We start from the raw sequence: 18,628 nt of genomic DNA on the forward strand, positions 1-18,628 counted from the left end.
TCACTGGCCCGTTCCGTACTTGCTGCGGATGTCCTCGTAGAACGCGCGCAACTGGTCGCCGCCCTGGGCCTTCCAGGTCTTCAACCCTTCCGCGTACGCCGAGACGGGCTTACGGCCGTACCGGATGTCCTTGAGCAGGTCCACCATCGGCTGGTTGATGCTCGCGTACTGGGCCGGCTCGGTGACGTTCATGCCATAGAACGCCGGCTTGGCCGCGTACTTCACCATGTCGGCCTCCCACGCGGCGTAGTCCTTGACCACCTGGGTCTGGTTCGCGATGACGGTCGTCGGGCTGATCGGCGTGACCAGGAACTGATAGGTGGTCGCCACCTCCTTGCTGCCCCGCTCGGTCAACACCGGGTTGCCGTCGACCATCGTGTAATCGGTGCCCGGCACACCGAAGTTGACGGTCAGATACTCGGCCGACCCGTACGGCGCGGCCAGGTAGTTAGCGATCGCCAGGCATTCCTTGATCTGGTCGCCGCTCAGCTTGGCGTTGAGGAAGCTGTACATGCCGGCGCTGGGGTTCATCCAGATCTGTGGCTTGCCGTCGAGCGAGAGCAGTTTGAAGGCCTGACGGTCGTACGAGGGATTGGCCGCCTTGCCGCTCTTGGCGTCGTCGCCCTTCCACGCGCCGGGACCGTCGCCGGTGATGGCCACCTTGCCGCTCCAGAAACGCTGCTTGGCGTCCTCCTTCTTGTCGGCCAGCGCATCGGGATGCACAAGACCGGCCTTCACCTGCGCCTGATACCAGTTCAAGGCCTCGAGGATGCCCGGCGTCTCGTACCGGTGAATGATCTTGCCGCTCTCGTCGATGACCCAGCGGTTGGGGTCGACCGGGAAATGGTAGATCTGGCCCAGGGAATCGAAGACGTCGTCGAAGGCCCACCGCCCGGCCGACGCGCTGGTGAGCTGCTTGCCCAGCGCGGCCAGGTCGTCCGGGTTCTTGATGTCGTCGGCGTTGATGCCCTCCTTGGCCAGGATGTCCTTGCGGTGGAAGAGGGTTCCGGCGATCGTGGCGCCGCTGTAGTAGACGGGCAGACCGAACAGCTTGCCGTTCCAGATGCAGCACTGCCAGGCGCTGGTCGGGATGGCGGCCAGGTTCGGGTACGCCTTGATCGCGTCACCGGACAGGTAGGGGCCCAGGTCGGCGAACTTGTTCACCGCGTCCGCGAAGCCGAGGTTGCCCATGTTCCAGCTCGGGATCTGCACCCAGTCGGGCAGCTTGTCCCCGGCGAACAGGGTGGGCAGCACCTTGTCGTAGTTGCTGCCGTCGGCCGGCTGCAGTTTGAGGGTGGCGCCGATCGCCTTGTTCACGGCCGCGTAGTAGGCGTTGCCGCTGGCCGACGGGATCGCGCCCCACAACGGGGTCATCGTCGTGTAGCTGCCGCCCTTGCCCGGCACGCCGCTCGTCGTGGTGACGGGGTTGGCCGGGTACTTGAGGAACGCCGGGTTGCTGAAGAACCCGTTGGCGCCCTGCACGCTCGGGATGTCCGCCTTGACGAGCTCGTTGGGCACGTACGCGGGAAGCAGTTTCTGCAGTTGATCCTGGGTCGTCGTGCCGGGGCCGCTGGAGGTCTTGGCGTCACCGCAGGCCGACATCAGGCCGCCGCCGGCGATCGAGAGCGCGCCGAGACCGCCCAGTTGGAGGAGTCTTCTTCTATCGAAAGAGTTCACTGTCTCGCTCCGTCTCGGGTAATCTTTAGTTGGGACGGTAAACGAACTAATGGCGGGGCCACAAGCCCTCGGCCCGGCTGGTGCCGTAGTCTGCGGGGGTGGGTTGGGGGCGTTGGTGATCACTAGGGACAGCGGTCCGCAGCCGGCGGACTTCGCCGACGTCAGAGCGACGAACCTGGCCGTCGTGCTGCGCCATCTGCGCTCGCACGCGCCGTGCTCGCGGGCCGACATCGCGGCCACGACCGGCCTCAACAAAGCCACCGTGTCGTCGCTCGTGACCGACCTGATCGACCGGCGCCTGGTGCGCGAGGTCGGCATGACCGAGAACCGGATCGGCCGGCCCGCCATGATGCTGGTCCTCGACGGTTCCCCGTACGCCGCGGTCGGCCTCGAAATCAACACCGACTACCTGACCGCGGTCGCCCTCGACCTGGCCGGCGAACGGCTGCTGTCCTGGCGCCGCGCGTTCACCGGCACCCCCGGCCAGCCCGGCCAGGCCATCGCCTCACTGGCCGCCCTGGCCCGGCGGGCCGTGGCAAAGCTGGAACGCGAGAACCGCCAGGTCCTGGGCCTGACGGTCGCCGTGCCGGCCCTGGTCGACGCCGACGGCATCGTCGAACTGGCCGCGGGCCTGGGCTGGCACCAGGTCGACCTGCGCAAGTCGCTGACCGCCGCTCTGGGCGACCCGCCCTATCCCCTGATGGTCGAGAACGACGCCAACCTGGCCGTCCTGGCCGAACAACGCCTGGGCGACGAGGCCGGCACCTCCGACCTGGTCTACCTGACCGGCGGCTCGAGCCTGCGCGCTGGCATCATCTGCGACGGCCGCCTGCTGCGCGGCGCCCGCGGTTTCGCCGGCGAGTTCGGCCACCTGCCGCTCGACCCGGCCGGCCCCCCGTGCGGCTGCGGCCGGCGGGGCTGCCTGGAGGCGTACGCGGGCCTCGATGCGGTGATCCGCCAGGCCCTGCCCGACGCCGCGCTCTCCCCGTCGGAGTTCGGCCCGCACGTGGACGAGATCCATCGTTTGGCCAAGGCGGGCGACGCGCAGGTGCTGGCCGCCCTCACCGAGGTGGGCCGCCGGCTGGGCCACGGAATCTCCATGCTGGCCAACCTCATCAACCCCGCATGCGTAACCCTGGGCGGCTACTTCACGGTCCTGGCCCCTTGGCTGATCCCACCCGCAACAGCCGAGCTGGAGTCCCGTTCGGTCGCGGCCCAGTGCGGCGGAACCCGCATCGTCGCCTCCGCCTTGGACTCGAGCGCAGCCGCCGCGGGCGGCGCCACCCGGGTCCTGGACGCCATCGACGCCGGCGTCCTCCCCCCACCCCAGGGCGCGCCCGCCGCTCGTTAGTTCTTCTTTGCTGGCTCGTTCGCTCGCCGCCGATCCGCCACCCGGGCGGGAGCGTCGATTCCGTCGCCAACCGCCGGGTGCCCCTGGATCGCCGTTCGTTCGTTGCTCGCCGTTCGCGGTCTCAAAACACAACGCCGTCGCCCGGGCTCGCGGTGTGCGGCTCCCTTGCACAACTCCTTAATCATCCTAGGAACCTAGTTCGAAGGTGTGTCCACGGGAGAGACAGACGTAAATCCCGCACAACTCCCTCGAGCGTCCTAGGAACCTAGTTTGTCTGCCCATCCTCGGGTGACGGAGCGCGGGGCGGCTGGAGCACACAGAACTCGTTGCCATCGGGGTCGGCGAACACGTGCCAGGTCCAGCCGTCCTCCTCGATCGGCTCGGCCGTGACACGCCGCGCGCCGAACGCCGACACCCGGGACGTCTCGGCGGCCAGGTCGGGCACGCGCAGGTCCAGATGCAGCCGGTTCTTGGTGGTTTTGAGTTCGGGCACCCGCTGCAGCAACAGTTCCAGACCGGGGCCGGTCTCGGGCATCAACTGCCGGTAGCGGCCGGACGAACTGGGATCAGCGCGGTATCCGAGCACACCGCACCAGAAGGCGGCCGACCGGTCCAGATCGGAGCAGTCCACAACTACGACCAGTTCCACGCCGGGCCGCCCACCGAAACCTGTCATGACCGCACGCTAACCGGCCGGGCCGTAGAACTCGGCCAACGCGCCCTTCAACCGGCCGAGATCGGTGCCGAGCACCCGCCGACCGATGAGTTGCGGACGTTTGGGGGGACGACGCCACCCGCGCCGGGCTGCCATTCTGGGCGCGGGAGAAGGAGGCGCCCATGACCAAGGCCCGGCGGCCCGAACTGGATGCCATCCGGCTCTTCGTCGTGCTCGGGCTGGTCTTCTTCCATGCGGCGCTGGTGTTCGACGAGCGGGACGACTTCTACGTCAAGAACGCGCAGACCACCGAAGCCACCACCTGGATCGCCGGGCTGGGTGTGGTCTGGGCGATGCCGGCGCTCTTCCTCATCGCCGGGCTCGGCTCGTGGCATTCGATGCGGCGGCGCGGTGCCGGTGGCTTCGTGCGGGAACGCCTGCTGCGCCTCGGTGTTCCGCTGGTCTTCGCCACGCTGACCATCATCCCGGTGCCGCAGTGGCTGCGCCTCAAGGCCGCCGACCCCGCCTACGACGAGTCCTATCCGCGTTTCCTCACCCCATTCTTCGACGTCCACCTGGGATGGTCGGAGTTCCCCTTTCTCGTACGGGGTGAGTCCTTCGAAACCGGCCACCTGTGGTTCGTCGTGCTGCTGCTGACGTTCGCGCTCATGCTGGCCGCCATCGTCGCGTGGGTGCCGGGCGGATGGCCGGCTTGGCTGGGCGATCGGTTGACCCGGCGCGGGCTCTTCCTGGTCGTGCCCGCGATCCCGCCGGCCGTCGTCGGTGCGCTGCTGGGCATGGAGGAATCGTTCGCGGGGTGGAGCCGCTGGGCATACCTGCTGTTCTTCCTGTACGGCTTCGTCCTCGCCGCCGACGACCGCTTCCGCACCGCCATGCGCCGTGACGCCCGCCTGGCCGTCCTGCCCGGCATCCTCCTGTTCGGCGCGTCCGGGGCCCTGCTCAGCACCGCGGACGGCGACCCGTTCCTCGACATGACCGTTCATGCGATCGCCGCCCGGATCGTGTTCGCGCTGGCAGGTTGGTTCTGGCTGGTGGCAATCCTCGGCCTACTCGACCGCCCCCGCGTCCCCGTCGAACCCGATCAGCCCAGCCGCCCGAACGACGACGAGCGAGCCACTGTCGGAGGCGACGGAGGTCAGCGCCGCGACCAGGAAACTACCGACCGGACGGGCCGCGAGCAGATCACCGAGCCTCGCCCCTCCCCCACCGCCCCGAAGCGTGGGGTGCTCGCCTACCTGGGCACGGCCGCCCTCCCGCTCTACATTCTCCACCAGCCGATCGTGGTGGCGGTCGCCTATTTCGCCGTACGGTGGGACGCACCGATGCTGGTCAAATACCTCGTGATCGTCGCCGTCTCGTTCGCGGTCATGTTCGCGGTGTACGACCTGCTCGTCCGCCGCACGAGGCCGACCCGCCTGCTGTTCGGGATGCGCTGAGGCAGCCAATGAGCGCAGACGAGTATCCAGGACGCCGGCCCGAACGATCCGCGTCGGCTACGACGCCGGGGCGCATGGCCACGACGACGGGGCTCGCGGAGGTACGAGCGCCCCGGACAGGATGCGGCCGGGTCAGCACCAGGCGGCGCCGTCGTGGGAGGCTCGCAGGTCCAGGCCGTACTCGTCGGCCGGCGCATCGGGCTCGCCGGGCACACCGTTGAAGTCGGCCGGGAACCACACCGACAGATGCGCGTCGGCGTCGTCGATCACCTTGGTGAAGCAGGCCTGCGCCGCGCTGATGACCAGGCCGGTCGACGGGACCGGGGTGCCGTCCCCGGCCCAGGTCCAGCCGTGCTTCTCGGCCGCGGCGCGATAGAACGTCAGCACCTCGTCCCGGCTGAGATCGCTGCGGTAGCTGCGGCCCGCGTACGCGAAACCGTCATCGTCGTCGCAGCCCGAGAAGTCGCCGAGCCGGATCGCGCCGTCGGGTTGCTCGGCCAGAACAGGTTCCTGGGCGAGCACCGGCCCGAGCCGCACATCGCGGTCGCTGCACCCGTAGTCGAGGAGGCTGCCGACGCCGCAGCCGCTCAGACTGCCCGCCGCGAGCGCCCCGACGAGCGCCAACCTCACCTTGATCACCGCGGCAGCATAGTGGCCGCTCGGCCGCAGCGGGTCGGGCAAAACCGACGAAAGGGCGGCCTCCGCGCTCGGGCAAGCGCTTACCCATGGGCGGGGGCATCGAGGGGAATCTCTTGACGGGCCGGGCCGGGCTCGGGTAGACAGTTCGTCAATTCGCCGAAACACGGATGACATGTGCGTTGCCCGTGTCGAAGCGCTTCGAAAGCTTGGCCACGACCCCTCCACCGAAAACGTCGCCGGCCATCGCGGGTAGCTGTTGAAGCGCTTCGACGACCGCCTCCACCGGATGTGACCCCATGAGCGAGACACCGCTTTTCCGCCGGCCCGGCGCCCCCCTCGCGGAGCGCGTCGAAGACCTTCTGAGCCGCCTCACGCTGCCCGAGAAGGTGGCGATGCTCCACCAGCACCAGCCCGCGATCGACCGCCTCGGCGTCGGCGCCTTCACCACCGGCACCGAGGCCCTGCACGGCGTCGCCTGGCTCGGCGAGGCCACCGTCTTCCCGCAGGCGATCGGCCTGGCCACCAGCTGGAACCTCGACCTGGTCAAGCGCGTGGGGGCGGCCACCGGCGACGAGGTCCGGGTCATGCACCGCGAGGGGCGCGCCGGCCTGAACGTCTGGGCCCCGGTGGTCAACCCGCTACGCGATCCGCGGTGGGGGCGCAACGAGGAGGGCTACGCCGAGGACCCCTTCCTCACGGGGCTGATGGGTGACGCGTACGCGAAAGGCCTGGCCGGCGACCACCCGCGGGTGCTGCGGACCGCGCCCACACTCAAGCACTTCCTGGGCTACAACAACGAGACCGACCGCTGCCTCACGTCGAGCAACCTGAGCCCGCGGGTGCTACGCGAGTACGAGCTCCCGGCCTACCGCCCGGCCGTCGAGAACGGCTCGGCGGTGGCCGTCATGGCCTCGTACAACCTGGTCAACGGCCGGCCCGCGCACGTCTCGCCCTACCTCGAGGACGACCTGCGCACGTGGACCGGCGACGAGGTCTTCGTGGTGTCGGACGCCTACGCGCCGAGCAACCTGGCCGACCCGATGCAGCAGGCCTGGTTCCCGGATCACGCCGAGAGCCACGCGGCGGCCCTGCGGGCGGGCATCGACAGCTTCACCGACGCCGACAAGCGGAGTGACGTGACCGTCGAGCGGATCACCGAGGCGCTGCGCCGGGAACTGATCAAGGAAGAGGACGTCGACCGGGCGGTGCGGCGGGCCCTGACGATCCGGGTGCGGCTGGGCGAGTTCGATCCGAGCGGTCAGAACCCGTACGCGGGAACCGAAGTTGACTTTGAGGCCCACCGGGAGTTGGCCCGGGAAGCCGCGCGCGAGTCGATCACGCTGCTCAAGTCGGAGTGCTGCCTGCTCCCGCTCGACCCGGCGCGGCACCGGACGGTCGCGGTCGTCGGCACCCACGCCGGCCACACGTTCACCGATTGGTACAGCGGTTCCCTCCCGTACGCGGTGACCGCGCGCGACGGCCTGGCCGAAGTGCTCCCGGAGGTGGTGCACGCGGAAGGCGTCGATCGAGTCGTGCTCACTTTGGGAGCGCTCCATCTGGCCGCCGACGAGCACGGCGTACGGCTGACGCCCGAACCGGCCTCGTTCGACGTGTTCGACTGGGGCAACGGCGTGGTGACCCTGCGGTCCACGCTCAACGGCAAGTTTCTGCGCGCCCGCGACGGCAAGCTGGCCGCCGACTCCCCCGGCCCGTCGGAGTGGGTGGTGCACGAGATGTTCCGCATCGACCGGCGGCCGGACGGGTCGGTCGCGCTGCGGACGCACAGCTCGCCCGGCAACCCGGACCGCGGCGCCGTCACCGCGCAGCTGACGCTCGGCCCGCGCGCGGCCCGGTTCGGCCTGGAGACGATCGTCGACGGCGCCTCGGACGCGGCCGATCTGGCCGCCACCGCCGACGCCGTAGTGGTCGTGATCGGCAACCATCCCCTGGTCAACGGCCGCGAGACCGAGGACCGGGTCGACCTCGAGCTCCCGCCGGCCCAGGACCGGCTGGTGCGCGAGGTGTTCGCCGCCAACCGCAACACCGCGCTGGTGCTGGTGTCGAGTTACCCGTACGCGATCGGCTGGGCCGACACGCACCTGCCGGCCGTGCTGTGGATGTCGCACGGCGGCCAGGAACTGGGCCACGCGCTGGCCGACGTGCTCACCGGGCGCGCCGACGCCGGCGGGCGGCTCACGCAGACCTGGTACCGCAGCGCCTGCGAGCTGCCGGACATCCTCGACTACGACATCATCACCAACGACGCGACCTATCAGTACTACCGCGGGACGCCGCTCTATCCGTTCGGGCACGGCCTGTCGTACGCGTCCTTCGACTACTCGAACCTCGACATCTCGCACGCCAGCGCGGCCGTCGGCGACCGGGTCACCATCACCTGCTGGGTCACCAACACCGGGTCGCGGGCGGGCAGCGAGGTCGTTCAGCTCTACACGCACCAGCAGGTGTCACGGGTGAAGCAACCGCTGCGCAAGCTACGGGCGTTCGAGAAGGTGCGCCTCGAACCCGGGGCGTCCACATTGGTCAGCTTCACGCTCGACGTGGCCGATCTGAACTTCTGGGACGTGACGTCCAACCGGTTCGTGGTCGAGACCGCGCGCCACAAGATCCTGGTGGGGCGCTCGGCCAGCGACATCCGGCTCACCGGCACGCTTCCGGTGCGGGGGCGCCGGATCGGGGCGCAGCGGGCCGCCGACCGGACGATCCGGGCCGGCGACCACGACGAGTACAGCGGGATCACGCTGGTCGCGACCGGCGACCCGGTACGGGGTGAGGCGGTGCGCGCCACCGAGGACGGCGCCTGGTGCTGCCTCAACGGGACCGACCTGTCCGGCGTCCGCGAGGTGGCCGTGGACGGCGACGGACCGGCCGTGACGTTGCGGCTCGACGACCCGTACGCGGGCGGGGAATTCGCTCTGGTGACACCGGGATCCGCGGTGGCCGTGCCCGAGACCGGGGGCGTGCACGACCTCTACCTCGCCATGGACGCCGGGAGCCGGGTCAGCGCGATCACGTTCCGCTCGTGACCCCGGGGCCGGTCACGATCGCCGACGTCGCCCGGCACGCCGGCGTCTCGGCCAGCACGGTGTCCTATGTGCTCAGTGGTAAGCGGGCCATCTCGGCCGTGACCCGCGAGAAGGTGCTGGCGAGCGTGCGGGCGCTCGGGTTCCATCCGCACGCCGGGGCCCGGGCGCTGGCCGGCAACCGGTCGAACATCATCGCGCTGGCGCTGCCGCTGCGGGCCGGGATCAACGTGCCGGTCGTCATGCAGTTCGCGGCGGCCGTGGTCGACGCGGCCCGGGCCGGCGGGTACGACGTGCTGCTGGTGACCGCCGACGAGGGGGCGGCGGGCCTGCGGCGGGTGGCGGGCAGCGCGCTGGTCGACGGGCTGATCCTGATGGACGTCGAGACCGACGACGAGCGGGTGCCGGCGCTGCGGGAGCTGAGCCGGCCGAGCGTGCTGATCGGGCTGCCGGCCGACCCGACCGGGCTGGTCTGCGTGGATCTGGATTTCGCGCGGGCGGGCGAGCTGTGCGTGGAGCATCTGGCGGCGCTCGGGCATCGGCGGGTGGCGCTGCTCGGGGCGCCGCAGGCGGTCTACGACCGTGGGACCGGCTTCGCCCGGCGCACCCGCGACGGCGTACGGGCGGCCGCCTTGCGCTGCGGGGTGCACGCTGACGCCGTACCGCTGGAACCGGTGTTTCCGGCCGCGCTCGAAGCCCTGTCGCGGCTGGGTGACACGACGGCGTTGATCGTGCACAACGAGGGCGCGGTCGATCACGTGCTGACGGCGTTGCGGACGTTGGGCCGGCGGGTCCCGGACGACGTCTCGGTGCTGGCCATCTGCCCCGACGACGTCGCCCTGGCGGCCACCCCGAACGTCAGCAACGTGCAGATCCCGGCCGCTCAGCTCGGGCGGCTGGCCGTCGACCGGCTGCTGGAGCGGGACGATGACACCGGTGTCCCCGCCGCGACCCTGCTGCCGCCGATGCTGACGACCCGGCTCTCGTCGTTGCCGCCGCCGATTCGCTCGGTCCGGTAGTCGCCGCCGGCGCCAGAACTCAGTGGTCCGGCTCGTCGATGATGGTCAGGGCCGTCTCGACGATCGCGTTGAGCCGCTGCCGGTCGGAGAGCGCGCCGGTGACGCCGCCGAGCGGGTCGCAGGCGCCGTGCGGGGGCTGGTCGAGGGTGCCGGTGAAGACACCGCCGAACATCGTCCGCACCACCTCGACGACCACCTCCTCGGCCGGCTCGCCGTTCTCGACACGGTCACCGATCGCCTGTACGGCCTGAGCGGCCAGGCTGCGCAGCTCCGACTCCACCCGGTCGTCGGGCTCGCCCAGCTCGAGCGGGGCCGCCGTCTCCCCCATGGCCGCCACCGGGGCCTGCTTGGCGCCGAGGGGACGCTCCACGAACGACGCGTACCAGTGCGGCCGCCCGCGCATGACCGCCAGCACCTGCTCGACCTCGCGGCACACGGTCGCCGGGTCGCTGCCCGGCCAGTCCCCGGTGCACGCGGCCCGGGTCTGTGCCCAGCTTTCCAGGGGCCACAGCTCGCTGCCCGCGGTGCCGCTGACCCCGACCCACACCAGGATGTCGACGGCCAGGGTGGTCAGCCAGCGGTCGTGACCGAGCCCCTCGGCCAGCCAGCCCGGCAGCCGCGGCCGTTGCAGCGCGCCGCGTTCCCCGCGCCGGCGGCGGTGGGCGTTGACGGTGGCGGCGCCGACCCGGGTGGCGACCCAGGCCTCGAGATGGCGGATCGGACGGTCGGCGTGGGCCAGCAGATCGTCGACGACCGCCTCGACGTCGTCGTGGAACCGGTCGAGGCATTCGTCGGCCAGGTTGCCGACGCCGGCCGCACAGAGGGAGTGGCCGCGCTGCCGCTCGAACCGGCGGGTCACCCGGGAGAAGACGATCGGCCAGACCAGTTCGTACGCGGCACCGGTGAGCACGCTGCGTTCGGCGCTGCCCTGGGCGGCCGCGGCGGCCAGTTGCCCGGCGGCGGCGAGCTCGCGCAGGCGGCCCTCCATCGTGGCCGGTTTCGAGCCGTAGAGCCCGGCCTGCCCGTTCCTCGGTCCGCGCCGGGCGGTGGCGGCGTCGAGATGCGCCGTACGCGCATTGGCAGTGCCCACCGGGGGCTCCTTCCGTCCGCAGGGATCGGTGGTTGAAGCTTGCGGCAAGGCGGCGCGCTCCGGCACCACCACGCGCGGGGTCGAACCGTTTCGACCCCAATCCCATACAGTCAGGCCATCCGTTCCGGCAATGACACCGGAATCATGGTCCCGGAACACCGCTGCGGGCGTGTGCATTGTGCACACGCCCGCAGCCCCCCGATGAGTGGTCGTCAGTAGTTGGCGAAGTAGAGAACCGCGTTCTGGCACTTGGTCGGGCAGTGCAGCTCGGCCTGATAGGTGGAGTACACCTGGCTCCGCCAGTGGTTGTGCTCGTCGCCGTACCAGCGGTACTCGCGCAGCACCTCCGGGGTGCCGGCGATCCGGAGATCACGGACGATGACGAACGAGTCGCCGCGGATCCCGGTCGGATCGTTCGGGATCCCCTGCGTGCTGAGGTGGAAGATCGTGGTGTCGGCCGTGCTGAGCGGAGCCGTCACGCACGTCCACTGGCTCGTGACCCGGCAGCTGACCTGACGGTTGGCCGCGGCCGCCGGTTGCGGCGCCACCAGCAGTGTCGTCAGCAGGGCCGTCAGCACGGCCGCGGAGGCGGTCAGGAATCTCATCGTTCGCATCGTTTCCCCGTTCGTCGTGGATGACCGGGCACCGGTCGGTTCCTGTCTATCGGCGCGACGGTTGTCTGGCCCCTGGGTCGGCGTTCAGACAAACAACACTGGACAACGCAGCGACAATGGACGATGGGTGGCACGACGTTGCGGGGGTGACGCGATGCCGAGGCCGGAACGGCCGTTGGACGGGCGGGGCGGGCCGGTCGAGCAACTGGCGGCCGGGCTGCGGATGTTGCGCGAGAAGGCCGGCAAACCCGGCTACCGGCAGATGGCGGCCCGGGTGAACTACTCGGTGGCCACGCTGTCGGCGGCGGCGTCGGGCCGGCGGCTGCCCACGCTCGAGGTGACGCTGGCCTATGTCACCGCGTGCGACGGCGATGTCGAGGAGTGGGAGCGGCGCTGGCGCGAGGCGGAACGCCCGGTCCCGGTGCCGGAGGCGACCGACCCCTCGCCCTATCCCGGGCTGGCGACGTTCGAGCCGGAGGACGCCGAGTTGTTCTTCGGCCGTGACGCGCTGGTGGCCGAGCTGGTGCGCCGCCTCGGCGAGCGGCGGTTCCTGGTGGTCTTCGGCCCGTCCGGGGCGGGCAAGTCGTCGGTGGTCCGGGCCGGGCTGGTGCCGGCCGTGGGCGGGCCGTCGATGCTGCTGACGCCGGGCCCACGCCCGATGACCGAGCTGGCCGTGCACCTGGCCCGGCACGCCGGGGTGCCGGCCGGCGGGCTGCTGGACGAGTTGCGCGCGGCCCCGAGCCGGGCGTCGCTGGTGGTGCGGCAGGGCCGCGACGGCGCCGCCCCGCTGGTCGTGGTCGACCAGTTCGAAGAGGTGTTCGCGGCCGAGGTCGACCCGGCCGAGCGGGCGGAGTTCGTCACGGCGCTGCTCGCGATGTGTGCGGACCCGCAGGGTGCCCGGGTTGTGCTGACCGCGCGGGCCGACCACTACGCCCGGTTCGCCGAGCATCCGCCGCTGCTGGCCGCGCTGGCCGACGCGCAGGTGCTGATCGGCGGGATGAGCCCGGCCGAGCTGCGCGAGGCGGTGACCGGCCCGGCCGGAAAGCGCGGGGCCCGGGTCGAGGGTGCGCTCGTGGCCACGATCGTGGCGCAGGTCAGCGACTCGCCGGGGGCACTGCCGCTGGCCGCGCACGCGCTGCGCGAGGCGTGGCACCGCCGGCAGGGCGCGATGGTGACGCTGGCGGGCTACCAGGCCGCCGGTGGCGTGGCCGGCGCCGTGGCCCACACCGCCGAGCGGGCCTTTCAGGCGCTCTCCGAACAGCAACGGCCGGTGGCCCGGCGAGTGCTGCTGGGGATGGTCGACGTCGGACCGGACGGCCTGGTCACCCGCCGCCGGATGAGCCACGCCGAGCTGGAGACGATCGAGCAGGCCCCGGCCGTCATCGAGGCGTTCACCGCGGCCCGGCTGGTGACCACCGACCGGGAGACGGCCGAGATCGCCCACGAGGCGCTGGTGCGGGCCTGGCCCCGGCTGCACGACTGGGTCGAGGAGAGCCGGGCCGGGCTGCGGCTGCATCACCAGCTGACCGAGGCGGCCGCGGTCTGGACGGCGCTCGACCGCGACGACGACGCGCTCTACCGAGGACTGCGCCTGTCGTCGGCGTTGGAGGCGGCCGAGGCGGGCGTCATCGACCCGGGCGCCGGGGAGCTTGAGTTCCTGGAAGCGGGCCGGGCGCTGCGCGACCGGGAGGCCCGGCTGCGCACCCGTCGCGGGCGGCGGCTGTCGGCGGCGCTGCTGGCCGGGCTGACCGTCCTCGGGGTGCTCGCCACCGTGGCCGGGGTGTCCGCACGGCAGGCGGCGGACGAGCGCGACCGGGCGATGGCCCGGGAGCTGGCGGCGGGCGCCCGGGCCGAACGGCTGACCGATCCCGAACTGGCGCTGCTGCTCGCGCGGCGGGCCTACGGCATCCGCGCCGACAGCGAGACCGAATCGGTGCTGCGTCAGGCGACCACCGACGCGCGGACGATCTTCACGATGGACGGGCACGACACGGAGGTCTACTCGCTGGCCGTCAACCGCTCACGGGCCGTCAGCGCCGACCTCAACGGCGTGGTCAAGCTGTGGGACCCGTCGGGCCGGACGCCCCCGGCCACGGTGCCGGTCACCGGCGACCTGGTCGACATCGGCCCCGACGGGCAGCTGGCGATCGCCCACTGGGTTCCGGGTCAGCGCGGCCACCGTCAGATCGTGCTGTGGCGGCCCGGTGACGCCCCGGCGGGCCGCCCGTTGAGCCCAGCCGGGCTGGCCGGCCTCTCCGACCTGGAGTTCAGCCCGGACGGCCGCTGGGTCGCCACGATCGGCGACGACTCGCGCATCCACGTCTGGGAGACCGCACAGGGCCGGCTCACCAGGTCTCTGGCCTACCCCGGAACGGCCGAGGACTTCGCCTTCGGACCGGCCGGAAAGCTGTTCCTCGCCTCGGGCGACGGCACCGCACGGATCTGGGACGTCGGCACGTCGAAGCCTCCCGTCGTGCTGCGGATCCCGGTCCAGGAGCCGCCCGCGTCCGTCGCGTTCAGCCCGGACGGTCGCCTGGTCGCCGTCGGGGGCTGGGACAAGGTCACGGTCCTGCCGGCCGACGGGCGGGGCACGCCCGAGGAGTTCCGCGGCGCGGAGTTCTGGTACGGCGACGTGGTGTTCAGCCCGGACAGCCGCCGACTGGCCGCGGGCACAGACGATCGGATCATCCGGATCTGGGACCTGTCGGCCGACGGCGCCGGGACGGGCCCGAGCGGCCTGGTGCTGCGGGGGCACCGCGGCCCGGTCCGGGATCTGGCGTTCAGCCCCGACGGCCACCGGCTCTTCTCGGGCAGCGACGACGCCACCGTACGGGTGTGGGACGCCGCCGCCTCCGACCCGGCCGAGGTCGCCTTCCCGACCTCACCGGGCACCCGCACGCTGTTGAGCGACGACGGCAGCGTCATGGTGGCCACGACCGGGCCCGGCACCCTCGCCGTCCGTCCCGCCCGCACTCCGGGGAGGGCGACGGTGCTGCGCGGCGCCCCGGAGAACCCGCAGTTGCTGGCCGTCAGCGCAGGTGGCCGCGCCGTGGCCGCCGCCGCCCGCGACAGCGAACAGATCTCCTGGTGGCAGATGGCGTCCGGCGAGAAACCGGCGGTCGTGGAGTGCCCCCGCACCCCCGATCTGGTGACCACCAACGACGCCGACCTGAGCGACGACGGCCGTCTGCTCGTCGTCAACTGCGGCGACGGTGAGATCCGGCTGTGGCGGTCGGGTGACCGGCGGGCCGCCGCCGTCATCGCGGGCGTCGGACCGACCGCCGTCAGCCCGGACAGCACCCGCGTGGCCCTGGTCGAGGAGTCGCCGGGCTCGCAGAACATCCAGCTGTGGGATCCGGTCACCGGAAAGGTGACGCGGACCGTCGAGAACCGGATCCGGCCCGACGACCTCCGGTTCAGTCCGGACGGAAAGCTGCTGGCCGCCGCCGGCGAGGACGGGGCGATCCGGGTCTGGCCCACCGATCGGAAGGCCGACCCGGTCAAGCTCACCGGCATCGTCGAACGCACCTCGACGGTCAGCTTCAGCCCGGACGGCCGGATGATCGCCGGGATCGGCACCGACGGCTCGGTGCGCCTGTGGAACACCGACGGCAGCGGTGAGGCCCTGGCCCTCGACCATCTCGACGCCCGGCAACTGGCCTTCAGCGCCGACGGCCGCCGGCTCATCACCCTGTACGGGGCGAGCGTGCGCTTCCTGCCCTGCGAGGTGTGCGGGCCGATCGACGACGTGCTCGAGCTGGCCGACCGGCGCACCACGCGCGACTTCACCGCCGAGGAACGCGCGAAATACCTGCGCTGACCCGAGCCGTCAGCGGGCCGTGTAACCGCCGTCGACCGGCAGCGTCACGCCGGTGATCATGGAGGCGGCGTCGCTGAGCAGGAACACGATCGGGGCCGCGATCTCCTCCTCGGTCGCATACCGGCCCAGCGGCAGCTGGGACAGGAAGGGTTCCTGGATCTCGGGCCGGCCCCAGTAGGAGGCCGACATCGGTGTCATCACCACGGTCGGGTTGACGCTGTTGACCCGGATGTTGTGCGGGCCCAGCTCCAGCGCCGACACCCGGGTCATGCTGTCCAGGGCGGCTTTCGAGGCCCCGTACGACATGTGGCCGTCGAGCGCGACCAGGGCGGCCTGGCTCGACACGTTGACGATCGCCCCGCCCCGGCCGGCCGCGATCATCGTGCGGGCCGCGTACTTGGTGACCAGGAAGGCGCCCCGCGTGTTGACCGCCATGACGCTGTCGAAGACGTCCACGTCGGCGTCGACCAGCGGGGCCACCACGCCGCCGAGGCCGGCGCAGTTGACCACCCCGTAGAGCGGCAGATCGGACAGGGCCGTCCGCACGGCTTCCTCCGAGGCCAGGTCGAAGGCCAGACCCCGTACGCCGGTCTCGGCCACCAGCGGGGCCAGCAGCTCGTCGCTCGGACCCGCGGCGATCACCTCGGCGCCGTACTTGCGCAGAAGCCGGACCGTCGCGGCGCCGATGTTGCCGGAGGCGCCGGTGACCAGGATCGGGCGGTTGGTGAAGTCGAACATCGGCTTCCTGTTCTCGAGAAAGGTGGATCAGCGAGCGGTGTAACCGCCGTCGACCGGGAGCGTAACCCCGGTGATCATGGAGGCGGCGTCGCTCAGGAGAAAAGCGATCGGGGCGGCGATCTCCTCCTCGGTCGCGTAACGACCGAGCGGCATCTGGGACAGGAACGGTTCCTGGATCTCGGGCCGGCCCCAGTAGAACGCCGACATCGGTGTCATGACGACGGTCGGGTTGACGCTGTTGACCCGGATGCCGTGCGGGCCCAGCTCCAGCGCCGACACCCGGGTCATGCTGTCCAGGGCGGCTTTCGAGGCCGCGTACGAGATGTGGCCGCTCAGCGCGACCAGAGCGGCCTGGCTGGAGACGTTGACGATCGCCCCGCCGTTGCCGGCCGCGATCATCGTGCGGGCCGCGTACTTGGTGACGAGCAGCGCGCCCCGGGCGTTGACCGTGATGACCCGGTCGAAGACGTCGAGGTCGAAGTCGGTCGGTGAGGAGATCTCCCCACCGAACCCGGCGCAGTTGACCACGCCCCACAGCGGCACGTCCTGCAGGGCGTCCCGCACGCTCGCCTCGGTGGTCAGGTCGAACGGCAGCGGCCGGGCGCCCGTCTCGGCGACCAGCTCGGCCACCCCCTCGGCGGTCGAGCCCGAGGCGAGCACGTCGGCCCCGTGGCGCCGGAGCAGCCGGACGGTGGCTGCTCCGATGCCGCCGGAGGCACCGGTCACGAGGATGGTGCGCTGGGCGAAGTCGAACATCGGTTCCCCTATTTGACGGCGCCCATGGACAGGCCACGGACCAGCTTGTTCTGAGCGAGCCAGCCGGCGATGAGCACCGGCAGCGACACGATCGTGGCGGCGGCACAGAGCCGGGCCAGGAAGGCGCCCTCGGACGAGATGAACCCGACCAGGAAGATCGGCGCGGTGCTGGCGTTGGTGGCGGTCAGGTTGAGCGCCAGGAAGAACTCGTTCCAGGCGAAGATGAAGCAGATCAGCGCGGTCGCGGCCAGGCCCGGGCTGACGATGGGCAGGATGATCTTGCGGATCGACGTGATCAGGCCCGCGCCGTCCACCTCGCCCGCCTCGAGCACCTCGCGGGGCACCTCGAGCAGGAACGACCGCATCATCCAGACCGCCAGGGGAAGGTTCATGCTCGTGTAGAGGATGACCATCGTCCACACATTGTCGAGCATCCCGGCGTGCTTGACGAGCAGATAGACCGGCAGGAACGCGGCCACGGCCGGCATCATCTTGGTGCTGATGAAGAAGAACAGCGAGTCCGACCACTTCTCGACCGGGCGCAACGACAACGCGTACGCGGCCGGGGTCGCCAGCAGCACCACGAGCAGGGTCGACATCAGCGACGCGGTCAGGCTGTTCAACAGGAACGGCGTCATGTTGCGCTCGAACACCAGCGCGTACTGGTCGAAGGTCGGCTCGAACACCCACGAGGGCGGGTTCGAGGCGGCCGCGTTCTCCTGCTTGAAGCTGGTGAGCACCATCCAGATGACGGGGAAGACGAACACGATGCCCGCCACCCACGCGACGACACCCCAGACGGAGTCGATCAAGCGGCGGTTCATCGGTTGGCCTCCACCTTGAACAGGCCCGAGATGACGCGCAGTGCGAACGTCGCGACGATGATCGTCAGGATCACCACGATCACGCCGGCCGCGGAGGCCTCGCCGTACTCGAACTTGCGGAACATCGTCAGATAGATCTCGTACGGCAGGTTGGTCGTCGCCGTGCCCGGACCGCCCTGGGTGATCGTGAAGACCGCGTCGAACGTGTTGACCAGATAGATCGAGCCGAGCAGGGCGCCCAGCTCCAGATACTGCCGCAGGTGCGGGATCGTCATCCGGCGGAAGATCTGCCACGCGTTGGCGCCGTCGACCCGGGCCGCCTCGATCACCTCGTGCGACTGCGACTGCAGGCCGGCCAGCAGGATCAGCATCATGAACGGCGTCCACTGCCACACCAGCGTGGCGATCACGGCCGCCTTCGGATACGAGGACACCCAGTCGGTCGAGCCGCCGAACAGACCGTTGATCAGCCCGTACGTGGGGTTGTAGATCGCGTGTTTCCACAGGAGCGCGGCCGCGATCGGCATCACCAGGAACGGCGTGATGAGCAGCGTGCGGACGATCCCGCGGCCGAGGAACTTGCGATCCAGCAGGATGGCCAGGACCAGGCCCAGGATGAGCGAGAAGATGACGGCGCCGGCGGTCAGCAGGACCGTGTTCATCAGGGCCGCCCGCAGGCGGGTGTCGGTCAGGACGGTGACGTAGTTGTCGAGGCCGACGAACTCGCGCTGGCCCGGCCGCAGCGCGTTCCAGCCCTGCGTGGAGAGATAGAGCGTGACCAGGAACGGCAGCTGGGTCACGATGATCGCGAAGATCAGGGCCGGCAGCAGGGGTGCGCGGCGGACCCAGCGTTCCTTGGAACTGCGGGTCTTTTCCACGACGGGCGCGGGCGCCGGCCGGGTAGCGAGATCGGTCATGGTCGGAGCCTTCCGAGTGGGGCGGGTGCG

General features: G+C 71.0%; 14 protein-coding genes. 5 read left to right on the top strand and 9 right to left on the bottom strand.

Annotated features, from left to right (window positions below):
* Positions 1-1,677, bottom strand: a complete 1,677-nt coding sequence (locus JIG36_RS02865; protein ID WP_203374383.1) for a type 2 periplasmic-binding domain-containing protein — start codon at positions 1,675-1,677, stop codon at positions 1-3.
* A 115-nt stretch (positions 1,678-1,792) separates the two neighbouring features.
* Between JIG36_RS02865 and JIG36_RS02870 the strand changes: the two genes are divergently transcribed.
* Complete coding sequence (locus tag JIG36_RS02870) at positions 1,793-3,028, top strand: ROK family protein (RefSeq protein ID WP_307872542.1); 1,236 nt, start codon at positions 1,793-1,795, stop codon at positions 3,026-3,028.
* A gap of 265 nt (positions 3,029-3,293) precedes the next feature.
* On the opposite strand, the gene JIG36_RS02875 is transcribed toward JIG36_RS02870, so the two are convergent.
* Positions 3,294-3,704: a VOC family protein gene (locus JIG36_RS02875; RefSeq protein WP_203374385.1), complete on the bottom strand. Its 411-nt coding sequence runs from the start codon at positions 3,702-3,704 to the stop codon at positions 3,294-3,296.
* 161 nt (positions 3,705-3,865) lie between these two features.
* Between JIG36_RS02875 and JIG36_RS02880 the strand changes: the two genes are divergently transcribed.
* A complete protein-coding gene (locus JIG36_RS02880) occupies positions 3,866-5,140 on the top strand; it encodes an acyltransferase family protein (protein WP_203374386.1) in 1,275 nt (424 codons plus the stop codon).
* 132 nt (positions 5,141-5,272) lie between these two features.
* Here JIG36_RS02880 and JIG36_RS02885 read toward each other — a convergent pair whose 3' ends face one another.
* Positions 5,273-5,779, bottom strand: a complete 507-nt coding sequence (locus JIG36_RS02885; RefSeq protein ID WP_203374387.1) for a hypothetical protein — start codon at positions 5,777-5,779, stop codon at positions 5,273-5,275.
* 296 nt (positions 5,780-6,075) lie between these two features.
* Between JIG36_RS02885 and JIG36_RS02890 the strand changes: the two genes are divergently transcribed.
* Positions 6,076-8,823 (top strand): glycoside hydrolase family 3 protein, encoded by a 2,748-nt coding sequence (locus tag JIG36_RS02890; RefSeq protein WP_236045492.1) that lies wholly within the window; start codon positions 6,076-6,078, stop codon positions 8,821-8,823.
* Complete coding sequence (locus JIG36_RS02895) at positions 8,820-9,839, top strand: LacI family DNA-binding transcriptional regulator (protein WP_203374388.1); 1,020 nt, start codon at positions 8,820-8,822, stop codon at positions 9,837-9,839. The genes JIG36_RS02890 and JIG36_RS02895 overlap by 4 nt, the downstream gene beginning before the upstream one ends.
* A gap of 19 nt (positions 9,840-9,858) precedes the next feature.
* Here the strand turns inward: JIG36_RS02895 and JIG36_RS02900 are convergent, their stop codons facing one another.
* Both JIG36_RS02900 and JIG36_RS02905 read right to left on the bottom strand, forming a co-directional pair.
* Positions 9,859-10,929, bottom strand: coding sequence for a hypothetical protein (locus JIG36_RS02900; protein WP_203374389.1), 1,071 nt, complete (start codon positions 10,927-10,929; stop codon positions 9,859-9,861).
* A 212-nt stretch (positions 10,930-11,141) separates the two neighbouring features.
* The gene (locus JIG36_RS02905; RefSeq protein WP_203374390.1) at positions 11,142-11,534 is read right to left on the bottom strand and encodes a hypothetical protein; all 393 of its coding nucleotides are present in this window, start codon (positions 11,532-11,534) and stop codon (positions 11,142-11,144) included.
* 163 nt (positions 11,535-11,697) lie between these two features.
* Between JIG36_RS02905 and JIG36_RS02910 the strand changes: the two genes are divergently transcribed.
* On the top strand, positions 11,698-15,363 hold the full coding sequence (locus tag JIG36_RS02910) for an nSTAND1 domain-containing NTPase (protein WP_203374391.1): 3,666 nt from the start codon (positions 11,698-11,700) through the stop codon (positions 15,361-15,363).
* 9 nt (positions 15,364-15,372) lie between these two features.
* Here JIG36_RS02910 and JIG36_RS02915 read toward each other — a convergent pair whose 3' ends face one another.
* The 4 genes from JIG36_RS02915 to JIG36_RS02930 are packed head-to-tail and all read right to left on the bottom strand — an operon-like array spanning position 15,373 to position 18,598.
* The gene (locus JIG36_RS02915; protein ID WP_203374392.1) at positions 15,373-16,101 is read right to left on the bottom strand and encodes an SDR family oxidoreductase; all 729 of its coding nucleotides are present in this window, start codon (positions 16,099-16,101) and stop codon (positions 15,373-15,375) included.
* A gap of 27 nt (positions 16,102-16,128) precedes the next feature.
* On the bottom strand, positions 16,129-16,857 hold the full coding sequence (locus JIG36_RS02920; RefSeq protein ID WP_203374393.1) for an SDR family oxidoreductase: 729 nt from the start codon (positions 16,855-16,857) through the stop codon (positions 16,129-16,131).
* An 8-nt stretch (positions 16,858-16,865) separates the two neighbouring features.
* The gene (locus tag JIG36_RS02925; protein WP_203374394.1) at positions 16,866-17,681 is read right to left on the bottom strand and encodes a carbohydrate ABC transporter permease; all 816 of its coding nucleotides are present in this window, start codon (positions 17,679-17,681) and stop codon (positions 16,866-16,868) included.
* A complete protein-coding gene (locus tag JIG36_RS02930) occupies positions 17,678-18,598 on the bottom strand; it encodes a carbohydrate ABC transporter permease (protein WP_203374395.1) in 921 nt (306 codons plus the stop codon). Before JIG36_RS02930 ends, JIG36_RS02925 begins: the two co-directional genes overlap by 4 nt.
* Positions 18,599-18,628: the final 30 nt, after the last annotated feature.

Source organism: Paractinoplanes ovalisporus (assembly GCF_016834655.1).
In the GTDB taxonomy this organism is placed as follows: domain Bacteria; phylum Actinomycetota; class Actinomycetes; order Mycobacteriales; family Micromonosporaceae; genus Actinoplanes; species Actinoplanes ovalisporus.